A 13,360-nucleotide genomic window follows, 5' to 3' on the forward strand; every position below is an offset into this window, starting at 1 on the left:
TGACGGCACAAGGGGCACTGACCGTGTTCGGGGATCGTGAAGGTCTGGTGGGGGAACATGCCGCGTTGGAAGGCGCTGCCCGCGCAACTCGACCCGCGCGTACGGCAGTTGCTGGTGCGCTTACGCCGTCTGAAGGATCACGGCGGGCTGACCATGCGGCAGTTGGAGGCGCGTACCGGTTACAGCGCGACATCGTGGGAGCGGTATCTCAACGGCCGCTCCCTGCCCCCGCGCGACGCCGTCGAGGCCCTCGCCCGGCTGGGCGGCGACGACGTGACGCGACTGCTGGCGCTGCACGAGGTCGCGGGAGAGGCGTGGCGGGAGGGGGCGGCACCGACCGCCGTACGGCCACCCGCGCCGGAGGTGGAGACCACGCCCGAGACGGGGGCCGTCATCGAGGCGGGGACCACACCCGAGCAGGAGACCACACCCGAGGCGGAGACCGCGCCGGAACCGGAGCCGCCCCCCTCCCCCGGCCCGGCCGCCGACCCCGACCCCGGCCCCGTTCCTGCCCCTGCCCCTGAGGGCTCGCGGATGTCCCGGCGGGCGCTGGGGATCGCCCTGGTGGCGGGCTGTGCGGCACTCGTACTGGCCGTGTCGTGCGCGGTGCTGGTGGCCCTGCGTGTGCTGGACGACGGGAAGAGCGGTGCCCCGAAGGACGCCGCGCGGGCCGCGCCCACCGCCCAGGCACCGGCGGGCGGTACCCCGCGCACGTACGGCTGCCGGATGGAACGGACCGGCGGGCGCTGGTACGCGGGCAACAGCCGGGCCACGGACGCGACGGTGGCGTACGGCGACCAGGGACCGCAGGTGGCCGAGGTGCAGTGCCTGCTGCGCCGGGCGGGGATCTCGCCGGGCGGCATCGACGGGATGTTCGGCCCGCTGACGATGGGCGCCGTGGAGCGCTTCCAGATCCGGGCGCGTCTGCACGTGGACGGCATCGCGGGGCCGCATACGTGGGAGGAGTTGCGGAGATGACATCGCCGCCGACTCCCCCGCCCCCTCCCTCCTCTCCCCCTCCCCCTCCCCCTTCGCCTTCGCCTTCGCCTTCGCCTTCGCCGGAGCATGCCCGACTCGCCGCCGAGCTGCGGAAGTTGAGGGCGCGTACCGGGCTGAGCCTGAGCGGTCTCGCGGCGAAGACCACGTACAGCCGGTCGTCGTGGGAGCGCTACCTCAACGGCAAGTCGCTCCCGCCGCAGCAGGCGGTACGGGAGCTGTGCCTGCTGGCGGGCGTGCCGGAGGGGCGGCGGCTGGCGCTGTGGGAGATCGTGGAGTCGGGGTGGAGCGGGCGGGCAACGGAGGCACCTCGGGCGGAGACACCTCGGTCGCCGGGGGCGCCTCAGACGGAGGCACCCCGGGCCGGGGTGTCTCAGTTGGCGGCGCCCCCATCAGGGGTTCCTCAGGCGAGAGCACCCCGGCCGGGAGAGGCACCAACAGCACAACCAGAAGCTCCAGTTGAAGAACCCCCACCCCCCTCCTCCGTCACCCACCGCACCATGACCCTGATGGCCGTCCTCACCACCGTCTGCGCGCTGGCGGTCGGCGGAGTCACCGTGGCCCTGCTCCTGCTGCCGCACGGACACGGCCGCGCCCCGGAGCCGTACGCGGCCCCCTCCGCGCCCGTGTCCGCGTCCTCGGTCCACCCGAAGTGCCGGGGCGCCGCGTGCGAGGGGCGGAGCCCGATGGTCACGCGGTGCGGTGCGCAGCCGGACACCCTGGTGCGGCGCCGGATGGCCACCGGCGCATGGATGGAGGTGCGCTACAACCGCTGGTGCGGGGCGAGTTGGGCGCGAACGTGGGGGGCGCGGATGGGGGACCGGATCGAGATGACCGCGGTCGGCGCGGGACGGCCGGTGCGCCGGGCGGAGATCCAGAGCGACGCCGACCTCGACTCCTTCGTCTACACCCCGATGACGGTGACGCTCCCCGGCACCGTGCTCCGGATCTGCTTCGAGTCGGCCGCGTCCGCCGACCCGGCGGGCAGTGCGGGGAAGGAGTGCTTCGAGACCCGGGTCGGACAGTGAGGGCCGCTCGGCGGGCGGAGCCGCAGGGCGGTGCCGTTCGGCCCGTGCCACTCCCGGCGAGCCGGGCGGTGGCGAGCCGGGGCGGCCGGTACTCCCGGTGGATCCCCGCCGCCCCGGCGAGCAGGGCACCGCCGCAGGTGAGCACCAGCACGCCGACCGGGCCGAGCGCGGCCCACCGCCCCGTACAACCCAGGGACCAGCTGCGCCGGGCGCGGGCGCGTCATGGGCGTGCCTGGCGAGCCGGTGCCGCCGAGGGTACGGGCGCTCCGGTGCCGGAGGTCCGGTCCCGGCGTATCTCCCCCCACCAGCCGATCCCCGTCATCAGCAGCGTGAGGGCGACTCCGGCCAGGACGGCGGTGGACGGGGCGGCCACCCGCATGAGGAGCCCGGCGACCGAGCCGGTCAGGGCGTACCCGACGCCGACAGCCGCGTACATCACGGAGTAACCGGCGGCCTGCGCCTCGGGGGGCAGGGCGGCACGCAGGGCGAGGTTGCGGGTGAGCATCGCGCCGGACTGGAGGAGTCCGGCGACACCGAGCGCGGCGGCGAGGACCGCCGGGGCCGGGGTGAGCGCGGCCAGCGCGACGGCCGCCGACATCACGCACAGCAGGACCGCGCCGCGCGTGGCGAACCGTCCCGGCCAGGACCGGAGCCCGTACAGGAAGGCCCCGAGTCCGGCGGCGAGCGCCATGCCCAGCAGCAGGGGCCCGGACCAGCCGACGCCGATGCCGCGCTGCTCCAGCAGGGCAGGGAGGACCAGTTCGGCGAGAGCCAGCAGGGAGAGGCTGGCCGCGCCGGTGACGTAAACGGGCCAGACCCGCAGCAGGGCCCGCGTGTCTCCCGCCGCGGCGGAGCGCCCGCCGAGGGGGCGGCCGTCGGGGAGCAGGCGCAGGCCGAGCGCGCCCAGCGCCATCAGGGCCGCCGCGAGCAGCAGCGGGGCGCCCGGCGCGACACCGAGCGCGAGCCAGGCGACGGTGACCGGAGCGAGCGCCCAGATCGCGGACGTGGTCATGGACTCCAGCGAGAGTGCCTGGGGCGCGGCGTGTTCGGGGACCAGCGAGGTGAGGAGGACGCGCAACCCGCCGGTGACGGCGGCGGGCGCGCCCCCGGCGAGGAACGCGAACGCCCCGAGCACCGCCGGATGTGCGCCGGGGAATGTCCCGAGGCCCGCGAAGCCCACGGCTCCGGCGGCGAGTTGGGCGGACATCCGGGGCCGGGCGCGGTCCGGGTGGAGCCGCGTGCCGAGCAGGGGGGCGCCGACGATCTCGCCCAGGACGAACAGCGCGGCGAGCGCGGCGCCCAGTGGATAGCCGCCCGGACGTTCGCGCGCCAGGAGGACCAGGGCCAGCGGTGCCATCGCCACCGGCATGCGGGCGGCGACGGAGACGCAGGCCCAGGCCGATGTCCGGCGGGTGGCGATGTCCCGGTAGCTCATGGGACGACCGTAGGGTCCGGTGCCGACATCCGTCGCCCGGATTGCCCGCACCTGTGGACAACTCGGCGCCGGGAACGCGAACGCCCGCCACCCGTGCGGGTGACGGGCGTTCGCCCACAGCCTGTGGAGAAACCGTATGGCGGCGGAGCGGGGCGGGTCGTGACGCGGACGCGAGGCCCGGACCCCGGACCGCCCGGACCCGGCCGAGCATCGCCCGCACCCGCACCGCCCGCACCCCGCCGAGCATCGCCCGCACCCGGCCGCGCGCCCACGCCCGGGCCCACAGGTCCGCGCCAACAGACCCGCACCCGGCCCCGGCTACACCGCCTCGAAGGCGAACCCCCCGTACGGGCAGTGCCCGTTCTCGTAGGCGGCCGTGCGGGACGCGGACGGCGGGGCGGAGCGGTCGAGTTCGCACCAGATGTTCTTGCCGGTGCCCTCGGCGTTCCACCCCCAGCGGTCCGCCAGGCAGTCCACGAGGGCCAGGCCACGGCCGCCGGTGGCGTCGTCGTCGGCGCAGCGCGGGACGGGGGCGCGGGTGCTGGTGTCGGCCACCTCAAGGCGTACCGGCGGCATGGCCCCCGGGGCCGCGTCGGGCAGGAACAGACGCAGCAGCGACGGGCGGTCCGTGTGCACGACGGCGTTGGTGACCAGCTCGGAGACGAGGAGGATCACCGTCTCCGCCACCGGCTCGTCGGCCGTTATGCCCAGTCCGGCGAGCCGGGAACGCGCCCACTGCCGGGCGCGTCCCACCTCGGCCGGGTCGGGCCGGATCTCCAACTGCACTTGAAGCACCTGCACCGCTCACACCATCCGAACCGGCGGACACATGACCCGGCGCCCTGCGCTCACCACGGCGGTGGCCGTGACGGGCGGCACGACGAGGGCCACGATCGTAGCCATTCTCTGCATGGCCTGGACAACGGCCAGAGCAAGGGTCACGGAACGTGATTCCCTTGTGCCACAGCATGGTTGACGTACAGTCACCTCTACAAGCGCTTCGGGCATATTCCCGCGCGACGGCACACACCTGCGGCATACTGTGCGGCGCGCTCGCAGAGGGGTCCGACGGAAGGCGCCCCGAAGGCCCGCCACCCCGTCGGCGGCGGCGCGCACCCCGCACCGCGGGGACGCCCCGGAGGCATCACCCGCACGGTCCGTGCTCGTCGCCACTCGCATCCCACACAAGGTACCCGAGCGATCACACGACTCCGGGCCGTGACGGGTGCCGCGCGGGACCATCCCCCGTATCGACGCTGCGTGACGTGGTGATGCCACGATCCGCAACATCGTAGGCCAACGGTTTTACGGTGGTGAGACCTGGGTCACACGGTTGACGCGGGCCGTCGCACCGCCCTCCGGAACGGCCGCCGCTACACCGGTCGCAACGGCCGGGCGGCCCCCGGAACCACCGCCGGAGGGCTACTCGGGGACCGTGAAGTACCGCGCCAGCGCCGGGACGACGTCCGCCTCCGCGACCCGCCCGTCCCCGTCGGTGTCGAGCGCGGCGGCGACGGCCCCTGCGGCCTCGGCCGGTACGTGGAAGACGGCCAGCACCCGCGTGGTGTCCGCCACGCTCACCCCGCTCCCGTCCGCCGCCGCGACCGCCAGCGCGGCGTGCAGGAACGGCCGCGCGATCTCCGCGAACCGTTCGGGGTTGTCGCGCAGCCGCTTGACCGCGCCGGTGACGAACTCCTCGCGGGTGATGCGCTGGTCGCCGTCCCGGTCCGCGATGCCCGCCATGCCCTGCCAGAACGCCTCGGCGCCCGCGTACAGTTCCTGGCCGCGTCCGGAGCGCGCGGGGACGCCGAACTCCGCGAGCAGCGCCTTGGCCGCCGCGCTGAAGTCCTCGCGGTCGATGTACCCGTTGCCGTCCTGGTCGAAGGCGGCGAACCGGGCGGCGATCCTGCGCTCGTACTCGGTACCGGTCATGGTGGTCGGGCCGCCTTCCGTAGGGGGTACGGGCTCTCGGGCAGGGGTACGTGCCGGGGCGGGGCCGGGGTTCACCGGGCGGCTCAGGCCGAGAGCGGGTCCGCCTCGTCGTGCACCGCCGCCTCGATGTCCGGGCGCACGTCGAAGAGGCGCCGCACGCCCAGCGCGCCCAGCACCCGGTTGACGTGCGAGCCGTCCTCGGCGCCCCGGTCGGGCAGGATCAGCCGCAGCCGCCCCTGGCAGGAGCGGATCAGCCGCCGCGCGGCGATCAGCACGCCGACCCCGCTGGAGTCGCAGAAGAAGACGTCGGAGAGGTCGAGCACCAGACTGTGATGGCCCTCGGCGACCACGTCGTGCACGCGCTGGCGCAGCGCCGGTGAGGTCATCAGGTCCAGTTCGCCGGAGACCCGGAGCACGGCCCAGTCGCCCCGCTCGTCGCCGGTCACTCCAAATGTCACGGCCATGCCTCTCCGCTCGCCGGATCATGGAACCGCCCGGTCAGGGAAGCAGTCCCTACGCCTCTGTCCGCGCGGCTGCCCAGCGGCCGTTCCCTGAAACTTAACGGAAGAAACCGTTCCCGATCGCCAAGGGTCTTGTTTCGGTCACTGTCGATCCGGTTCGATCACATCAGGACACCCGGTCGCGTGAAGCTTATGTGAAGGAGCCCCTATCACCTGCGGCGTCCCCGGGGGCGCACATTGACACAAAGGGGCGTGCGCTGTCGGTGGTGCCGACTACATTCGAGGGTGCGGGGCCGAGACGCTGGACCGAGACGCCGGACACACCGGGCACGAGCGAGGGGAGGGGCACATGGCGCAGAAGGACCTGACACCCCGTGGGGACCGCAAGATGCAGCAGCGGCTCGCCCGCGGCGAGGCCGCCGCGCTCGGCGAACTGTACGACCGCTTCGCCTCACTGGTGCACAGCCTCGCGCACCGCGTCCTCGGCGACGAGCAGGCCGCCGACGCGGTCACCCGCGAGGTCTTCGCGCACGTCTGGGAGCACCCCGAGACCTACGACCCCCGCCAGGGCCAGCTGCGCTCCTGGATCGCGGCGGTCACCAACCGGCTCGCGGTACGGCGGCTCCGGGCCACCGAGACCGCCGCCCTCCTGGGCAACGCGTACGACCCGGCGGACGGCGGCACACCGGCGCACGGCACCGGTGACCGGTACGACACCGACCCGTACGACAGCGGCTACGGCGCGGCCACCGTCCCGTACGACTCGGGTCCCCACGGCGCCGACGCGCCGGAGACGCTGGAGCGGAAGGTGCGCCGCGCCTCGGTCGCCGCCCGTGCCGACTACATCGTGCACTCCATGCCGACCCCGCTGCGCGAGGCGCTCGAACTGGCCTACTTCCAGCGCCGCGACTACCGCCAGACCGCCGCCGAACTCGGCGTCACCGAGGACGAGGCCCGCCGACGGCTCCGCCTCGGCCTCCAACTGCTCTCCTCCGCCCATGACTTCGGCACCTGGCAGGGGTACGGGGGTGCGGTGTGAACGGCGGCCCCGAGGAGTACGACGACTACGGCGAACGGGACCACGGCAACGGGGCCTGCGGAGACGGCCGTTCGAGCGAGCCGGTGCGCCATCCCCTGGCCCGGCGCGGGCGTTCACCGCTGATACCGCTGCCCCGCGCCTCGGTGGAGGACGGCGACCGTCCGCTGCCCGGTCTCGCGGAGCTGGGCGAGCTGCTGCCGGTGGCGCTCGACCTGTCGCACGACGTCCTGAAATCGCTGCTCGGCGCCTGGGCGCTGGCCGCCTGTTCGGTGGCGGAGACGGCCGCCGTCGAGATCCACCTCGGCTCCTGCGGCACCTGCGCCGAGGAGGCGCGGCGGCTGCGCGAGGCGGTCGGTCTGCTGCACCAGCCGGAGAACCTGGACCTCGACCCGGCGCTGCGCACCCGGGTCCTGGAGAGCTGCCTCACCCGCCGCCCGCCGCGCATCCCGGTCCCCGACTGGGCGGTGCCGTACGACGCGGAGACCGCCCGGCTGGACGCGCTGCTCCAGGACTTCGGCGAGGCGGAGTGGCGGGCGCCGGTGCGGCTGCGCTGGTACGACGGGGACGTCCCGGCCAGCCGTGGCACCACGGTCGCCGGGGTCATCGCGCATCTGCTGGCGGTGGACGGGCTCGTCGCCACCGCGCTCGGCCTTGAGGACCCGGTGGCCCCGGCTGGCGAGGGGCACCCGGCGGACCCGGCCGGGCGCACCGAGGCGTTCTGGCGCTCCGCCCGCGGCCCGGGGAACCGCTCCGTGTGGACGCCGTGGCGGGACCAGACCCACGATCTGGTGCGCACGGTCTCCTTCACCGGCAGCACCGCGGGCGGCCTCGGTGTCCCCTACGGCGGCTTCGAACTCCCCCTGCACGACGCGATGCTGGACCGCGCCTTCGCGTGCTGGATTCACGCCGAGGACATCGCGGAGGCGGTCGCCTACCCCTACGACCCGCCCGGGCCGCGGCACTTGAGCCGGATGATCGAGCTCACCGCGCGCATGCTCCCGGCCGCGCTCGCCGATCGGCGGCTCGCCGGGCGCTCCACGCCGGGCCGCGCCCCGCACCTGGTCCGCGCGGGCGCTCCGGGACGCAGTGTGCGTCTGGAGATCGAGGGCGCCTCGGGCGGCGAGTGGTTCATCCCCCTGGACTCCCCCGCCGCCGTGGGCTCCGCCGATCTGGAGGTGGCCCATGTCGCCCTGGACGGCGTGGAGTTCTGCCGCCTGGCCGCCGGACACGTCCCCCCGGACGACGCGGCCGTCGGCCAGGAGGGCGACCGTACCGCCGTCCGTGACGTGCTGTTCGCCACGGCGGGGATGAGCCGCATGTAGCCGCGCCAACAGGGCTGGTCCAAGCGCCCGTTGGGGCATCCGTCGTCAGTGGACGGAGAAGCCGCCGTCCACGTGGAGCGACTGGCCGGTGACATAGGCGGAGGCCGGGGAGGCGAGGAACACGGCCGCCCCGGCGAAGTCGTCCGCGAGGCCGTTGCGGCCGGTCATCGTGCGGGCCGCGAGGGCGGCCACCCGCTCGGGGTCGGAGGACAGCCGTTCGTTGAGCGGGGTCATGACGAAGCCCGGCACCAGGGTGTTGCAGGTGACCCCGTGCGGCGACCACGCCTCCGCCTGCGAGCGGGCCAGCGATTCCAGCGCGCCCTTGGAGACGCCGTAGGCACCGCTGTGCACGAACGCGCGGTGCGCCTGCTGCGAGCTGACGTGGACGATCCGGCCGTACCCGCGCTCGGCCATGCCGGGGCCGAAGCGCTGTCCCAGCAGGAACGGCGCCTCCAGGTTGACCGACATGGTGGCGTCCCACACCGTCTCGTCCAGCTCGTCCAGCGGTGGACGGAGGTTGATCCCGGCGCAGTTGACGAGGATGTCCGGCTCGCCGAACACCCCGGCCGCCGCCTCCGCCGCCGCGCGGACGCCCGTACGGGTGCCGAGATCACCGGCGGCCCAGCCCGCCGTACAGCCCTCGGCGGTCAGTTCGGCGGTGACGGCGGCGAGGCGATCCGCGGAGCGCGCGACGGCGACGGTACGCGCCCCGGCGCGCGCCAGCGCGGCCGTGATCGCGCGGCCGATGCCGGAGCTGCCGCCGGTCACCACGGCCGTCCGGCCGTCGAGGGAGAAGAGGCCGGAGAGGTAGTCGCGTGAGGTCACAGGAGGGCCGATCAGGCGAAGACGACCGTGCGGCGGCCGTTGAGCAGGATGCGGCGCTCGGCGTGCCACTTGACCGCGCGGGCCAGCGCCTGGCACTCCACGTCCCGGCCGACGGCGACGAGCTGGTCCGGGGTGACCTCGTGGCCCACCCGCTCGACCTCCTGCTCGATGATCGGTCCCTCGTCCAGGTCGGCGGTGACGTAGTGCGCGGTGGCGCCGATCAGCTTCACGCCCCGGGTGTGCGCCTGGTGGTACGGCTTGGCGCCCTTGAAGCTCGGCAGGAAGGAGTGGTGGATGTTGATGATCCGGCCGCTGAGCCGCTTGCACAGGTCGTCGGAGAGGACCTGCATGTAGCGGGCGAGGACGACCAGTTCGACGCCCGCCTCGTCCACGACCTCCAGCAGCCGCGCCTCGGCCTGCTCCTTGGTGTCGCGGGTCACCGGGATGTGGTGGAAGCGGATGTTGTACGACCCCACCAGTTCCTCGAAGTCGGTGTGGTTGGACACCACGGCCGCGATCTCCACGGGAAGCGCTCCGGTACTGGCGCGGAACAACAGGTCGTTCAGGCAGTGCCCGAACCTGCTGACCATCAGCACGATCCGCATCCGCTCGTCGGCCCGGTGCAGTTGCCAGTCCATGTGGAAGGCGTCACCGATCGCCGCGAAGCTCGCGCGCAGCTTGTCCAGCGCGACCGGGGCCTCCGCGGAGAAGTGGACGCGCATGAAGAACAGACCCGTGTCGTGGTCGCCGAACTGCTGGCTGTCCTCGATGTTGCAGCCGGTCATGAACAGGTAGCTCGACACGGCGTGCACGATGCCCTGCTTGTCCGGGCAGGAGAGGGTGAGGACGTACTGCTCGGCGGGGGCCGCGGCCCGACTGGACTGCTCGCTCATGCTCCACAGGGTCCCACACCGGCCCCCGCCGACGGCGCGCCGTCCGCAGGGCGGACCACCACGACCGGGGCCGCTCGGACGCAGCCCTACGCGGCCCTACGCGGCCCGCGTCATGATCCGCAGCACCTCCAGGCTGCGCGGCGCCGCCTCCGGGTCGTCCCCGTCGCTCGCCGCCATCCGCACGTGCGCGTCGCGGGCCGCGCGGACCGCCTCCGGCCAGTCCTGGTGGTCGAGGTACGCGGCGACCGGGGCGTCCGGGCCGACCTGGTGCATGATCCGCAGCACCCGCAGCACGGCGGTGTCCACGAGGGCCGCCTCCTGGGAGTCCCGGAAGATCGTGCCGACGTACTTCTCCGCCGACCAGTTGTCCAGCCAGGTGTCCTCCACCAGCCGGTACACGGCGTCGGTGACGTCGCCGTACCCCTCGGTACCGGCCAGCCAGACGTTCCGCTGGAAATCGGGGTCGGAGAGCATGTGCAGCGCGGAACGCACGTTGCTGCGCCAGCGCCACCACGGCATGTCGTTCAGTGGCATACCGCTCATGGTGGCCGAGCGACGGCCGCGACGGGAAGGGTTCTCCGGGTTCTGCTGAGCTCGCACGGTCATCGATCGTACGTTCTTCGCCACGGACGCCCCACCGGCCCCCGCAATTCACCCCGATGTCACCTCGCGTGAAGCACGGGTCACTCCGGGGTTAGCGGTGTGAGGGAAACGTGCGGACGCATGACCGGCAGGCGACGCACCCGCAGCACCCTCGTTCCGTTTCTCGACCGGCACGGCAGAGCGACCGCCCTGTCGGCGGGCGCGCTGGCGGCCGTCGCCGCGCTGACCGCGGGGTGCGGCATCGTGCCGGGCACCTCGGGGGGCGGGGACGGCCCGGTCAGGGTGATGACGTGGGCGCCGCAGGGCACCGACGCCACCAACAAGCCCGGCATGCCCGCGATGGCCCGCGCCTACGGCCGGTGGATCGACTCCCGCGGCGGTCTGAACGGCCGCAGGCTGGAGGTCCTGACCTGCAACGAGCGCAACGACAGCGTCGGCGCCGCGCGGTGCGCCCGGCGCGCGGTGGACGAGGGCGCGGTCGCGGTGGTCGGCTCGTACAGCCAGTTCGCGGAGTCCTTCCTCGCCCCGCTGGAGAGCGCGGGCATCCCCTACATAGGCGGCTACGGCGTCACCAACGACGAGTTCACCGGACACGTGTCCTACCCGGTGAACGGCGGGCAGCCCGCGCTGCTGGCCGGGCTCGGCCGGGCGCTCGGCGCCACCTGCGGCCCGGTGTCGCTGGTACGGCCGGACAGCATCGCGGGCGACCAGCTGCCGCCCGTGCTGGACGCGGGTCTGAAGGCGGCCGGACACGCGGCGGCCGAGGACCAGCTCGCCGCCGAGGACGCCACCGAGTACGGCGCGCAGTCCGACCGCGCGCTGGGTGCCGCGTCGGCCGACCAGGGCCGCAAGGGCTGTGTGGTGCCCGCGCTGGGCGACCGCACCGACACCTTCATGGACTCCTTCCGCCGGGCCCGCGCCGACTACCCGTCGGTGGCCACCGCGACCGTGCTGGGCAGCGTGGACCAGACCGTGATCAACGCGACCGGCGGTGCGTCGGGCCCGTACGAGGGGGCGTACATCACCGGCTGGTACCCGCCCGCGTCGGACATCCGCTGGGACCCGATGAAGAAGGTGATCAACCAGGAGGCGTTCGGGGACAACAGCATCGACCCCGCCGACGCGGGTGTGCAGACCACGTGGATCGCCTACACCGTGCTGTCGGCCGCCGTGCGGAAGATCGGGGACGGAGACGTCACGGCCGACAGTGTGCGCAAGACCCTGGACGACGGGCTGCGGGTGTCCACCGGCGGGCTCACCCCCACCCTGCACTGGCCGTCCGAGAGCAAGCTCGCGGGCGTCGGCCTCCCCCGCCTGGTCAACGCGGACGTGTCGCTCCAGGTGGTACGGCAGGGTCGGCTCGTCGCCGCCACGCGCACCGCGGGGGCCCGCTCCGACGGCACCGCCGACATGACGGCGGTCCTGGAGAACACCGACGTGGACTGAGACACGAACCGGGGGACACGCACATGTGCGCGTCCCCTATGGGGCAGGGCCACATGGGCCCGGACCACATGTGCGCATCCCACATGGACCCGGACCACATGTGGCGGGACCACATGTGCGCCCACACCACACGAACGGGCCGGGCGCCTCCCCCGGGGAAAGCGCACCCGCCCCCGCCCCGCCCGCCGCCGACCGGTTCGGGAACGCTCAGAGCTGGATCGGCTGGCGCTGCGTGAGCCCGTACTTCCCGGCGATGGCGTTCCAGAGCGCCGCCGCCTTGGCCTTCTGGGCGCTCGCGGTGCCGGACTCCCGGTTGCCCGCCTGGACCTGCGGGGTGGTCCGGGCGTGGCCGTCCTTGCACCCCTTCTTCCCGGCGGTCTGGTCGGCCCAGGCCGCGTAGTGGCTGTCGGCGGCGGCCGACGCCTTCCAGGCGGCGGTCAGCGCGGCGGTCAGCGCCGCGTTGTTCGGCAGCTTGTCCACGGACAGCTTGCCGAGGCTGGTGACCAGCCCGGCGCGCTGCTTGGCCGCGCCGCGCAGGTCGGAGGCGGCCTGCGGAAGGCTGTCGCACCGCTTGATGTTCTCGACCGAGCGGACCACGGTGGCCCGGCTGCCGCCGCTGTCACCGAGCAGCTTGTCGAGCGCGACGGCCTGCTCCTTCGCCGGGTCGGCCGCGTCGGAGGAGGCCGAGGGGGAGCCGGACGGGTCGGCGGGCGCGGTGGCCGCGGCCGTCTTGCCGTCGCCGCTCCCGCCGTCGCCGTCACCGCCGCTGAGCAGGGCGCCCGCGCCGACGCCCACGACGACGATGCCCACGCCGATCGCGGCGATCAGCGGCACCCGGGACCGGCCGCGTCCGCCGCCGCCACCACCGCGCCCGCCGCCACCGCCGCCGTACCCGTCGTCGTCCATGCTGCCGTCGTCCCGCCGCTGCCGCAGCGGGGCGGGTCCGGAGCCGGGATACGGGTGCGCGTCCTGCACACGGGGCATCTGCTGCGTGGACCCGGCCACCCCGCCCGCCGGATCGCCCCGGAACAGGTTGTCGAACTCGGCCGGAGGCTGCCGCTCGCCACCACCCTGCTGCCCCGGCTGCCCGTGCCGGCCCTGCTGGGCGCCGTACGGGGGTATGTACTGCGTGGCGTCGGCGTCCCCGCCGGGCCGGCCGCCGTGGTGTCCGGCCGCCTCCGGGGGAAGCGCGCCGCCGGACACCGGCGGCAGGAACTGCGTGGCGCCCTCGTCGGCACGGCCCTGCGGGACCGGCGGTATGTACTGCGTGGCACCCTCGTCCGCGCCGTACGGCAGGCCGGGCCGGTAGGCGTCCGGTACGGCCGGGGGCAGCGGGGCGGCGGGCGGGGGGGCCCCGCCCGACTGCGGCGCGGACGGGGC

At 74.3% G+C, this 13,360-nt stretch carries 12 protein-coding genes and 1 pseudogene; 5 read left to right on the forward strand and 8 right to left on the reverse strand.

The window, feature by feature from the left end; translation table 11 throughout:
* Positions 1 to 57 precede the first annotated feature (57 nt).
* A complete protein-coding gene (locus tag KUM39_RS25880; protein WP_217788191.1) occupies positions 58 to 978 on the forward strand; it encodes a peptidoglycan-binding protein in 921 nt (306 codons plus the stop codon).
* Positions 975 to 2,024, forward strand: coding sequence for a helix-turn-helix domain-containing protein (locus KUM39_RS28890; protein WP_217788192.1), 1,050 nt, complete (start codon positions 975 to 977; stop codon positions 2,022 to 2,024). Before KUM39_RS25880 ends, KUM39_RS28890 begins: the two co-directional genes overlap by 4 nt.
* Before the next feature lie 220 nt (positions 2,025 to 2,244).
* Here KUM39_RS28890 and KUM39_RS25890 read toward each other — a convergent pair whose 3' ends face one another.
* The 4 genes from KUM39_RS25890 to KUM39_RS25905 form a co-directional block, all read right to left on the reverse strand.
* Positions 2,245 to 3,459, reverse strand: a complete 1,215-nt coding sequence (locus KUM39_RS25890) for an MFS transporter (protein ID WP_217788193.1) — start codon at positions 3,457 to 3,459, stop codon at positions 2,245 to 2,247.
* 318 nt (positions 3,460 to 3,777) lie between these two features.
* The gene (locus KUM39_RS25895; RefSeq protein ID WP_217788203.1) at positions 3,778 to 4,245 is read right to left on the reverse strand and encodes an ATP-binding protein; all 468 of its coding nucleotides are present in this window, start codon (positions 4,243 to 4,245) and stop codon (positions 3,778 to 3,780) included.
* Between the two features lie 636 nt (positions 4,246 to 4,881).
* Complete coding sequence (locus tag KUM39_RS25900; RefSeq protein WP_217788194.1) at positions 4,882 to 5,391, reverse strand: EF-hand domain-containing protein; 510 nt, start codon at positions 5,389 to 5,391, stop codon at positions 4,882 to 4,884.
* An 83-nt stretch (positions 5,392 to 5,474) separates the two neighbouring features.
* Complete coding sequence (locus tag KUM39_RS25905; protein ID WP_217788195.1) at positions 5,475 to 5,855, reverse strand: STAS domain-containing protein; 381 nt, start codon at positions 5,853 to 5,855, stop codon at positions 5,475 to 5,477.
* A 346-nt stretch (positions 5,856 to 6,201) separates the two neighbouring features.
* Here KUM39_RS25905 and KUM39_RS25910 point away from each other — a divergent pair, with 346 nt between their 5' ends.
* Together KUM39_RS25910 and KUM39_RS25915 are read left to right on the forward strand one after the other, a co-directional pair.
* Entirely contained in the window at positions 6,202 to 6,891 is a 690-nt protein-coding gene (locus KUM39_RS25910) for a sigma-70 family RNA polymerase sigma factor (RefSeq protein WP_217788196.1), read from the forward strand.
* Complete coding sequence (locus KUM39_RS25915; RefSeq protein WP_372455818.1) at positions 6,888 to 8,213, forward strand: maleylpyruvate isomerase mycothiol-dependent enzyme family protein; 1,326 nt, start codon at positions 6,888 to 6,890, stop codon at positions 8,211 to 8,213. The genes KUM39_RS25910 and KUM39_RS25915 overlap by 4 nt, the downstream gene beginning before the upstream one ends.
* A gap of 45 nt (positions 8,214 to 8,258) precedes the next feature.
* Here KUM39_RS25915 and KUM39_RS25920 read toward each other — a convergent pair whose 3' ends face one another.
* From KUM39_RS25920 to KUM39_RS25930, 3 genes are all read right to left on the reverse strand, one after another.
* Positions 8,259 to 9,038, reverse strand: coding sequence for an SDR family NAD(P)-dependent oxidoreductase (locus tag KUM39_RS25920; protein ID WP_217788197.1), 780 nt, complete (start codon positions 9,036 to 9,038; stop codon positions 8,259 to 8,261).
* Positions 9,039 to 9,049: 11 nt separating this feature from the next.
* Positions 9,050 to 9,931, reverse strand: a complete 882-nt coding sequence (purU, locus tag KUM39_RS25925) for a formyltetrahydrofolate deformylase (RefSeq protein WP_217788198.1) — start codon at positions 9,929 to 9,931, stop codon at positions 9,050 to 9,052.
* 96 nt (positions 9,932 to 10,027) lie between these two features.
* A complete protein-coding gene (locus KUM39_RS25930; protein WP_217788199.1) occupies positions 10,028 to 10,537 on the reverse strand; it encodes an SCO4402 family protein in 510 nt (169 codons plus the stop codon).
* A gap of 117 nt (positions 10,538 to 10,654) precedes the next feature.
* Here KUM39_RS25930 and KUM39_RS25935 point away from each other — a divergent pair, with 117 nt between their 5' ends.
* Positions 10,655 to 11,980: an ABC transporter substrate-binding protein gene (locus KUM39_RS25935; protein ID WP_217788200.1), complete on the forward strand. Its 1,326-nt coding sequence runs from the start codon at positions 10,655 to 10,657 to the stop codon at positions 11,978 to 11,980.
* A 207-nt stretch (positions 11,981 to 12,187) separates the two neighbouring features.
* Here the strand turns inward: KUM39_RS25935 and KUM39_RS25940 are convergent.
* A pseudogene (locus tag KUM39_RS25940) lies at positions 12,188 to 13,360 on the reverse strand (hypothetical protein); the annotation flags it as partial.

This window comes from Streptomyces corallincola, from assembly GCF_019104725.1.
GTDB classification, from domain to species: Bacteria; Actinomycetota; Actinomycetes; order Streptomycetales; family Streptomycetaceae; genus Streptomyces; species Streptomyces corallincola.

Excerpts from the sequence above, each read along its gene's own strand:
- KUM39_RS25880 (WP_217788191.1), top strand. The coding sequence starts at position 58 with ATGCCGCGTTGGAAGGCGCTGCCCGCGCAACTCGACCCGCGCGTACGG.
- KUM39_RS28890 (WP_217788192.1), top strand. The coding sequence starts at position 975 with ATGACATCGCCGCCGACTCCCCCGCCCCCTCCCTCCTCTCCCCCTCCC.
- KUM39_RS25890 (WP_217788193.1), bottom strand. The coding sequence starts at position 3,459 with ATGAGCTACCGGGACATCGCCACCCGCCGGACATCGGCCTGGGCCTGC.
- KUM39_RS25900 (WP_217788194.1), bottom strand. The coding sequence starts at position 5,391 with ATGACCGGTACCGAGTACGAGCGCAGGATCGCCGCCCGGTTCGCCGCC.
- KUM39_RS25905 (WP_217788195.1), bottom strand. The coding sequence starts at position 5,855 with ATGGCCGTGACATTTGGAGTGACCGGCGACGAGCGGGGCGACTGGGCC.
- KUM39_RS25910 (WP_217788196.1), top strand. The coding sequence starts at position 6,202 with ATGGCGCAGAAGGACCTGACACCCCGTGGGGACCGCAAGATGCAGCAG.
- purU (WP_217788198.1), bottom strand. The coding sequence starts at position 9,931 with ATGAGCGAGCAGTCCAGTCGGGCCGCGGCCCCCGCCGAGCAGTACGTC.
- KUM39_RS25930 (WP_217788199.1), bottom strand. The coding sequence starts at position 10,537 with ATGACCGTGCGAGCTCAGCAGAACCCGGAGAACCCTTCCCGTCGCGGC.
- KUM39_RS25935 (WP_217788200.1), top strand. The coding sequence starts at position 10,655 with ATGACCGGCAGGCGACGCACCCGCAGCACCCTCGTTCCGTTTCTCGAC.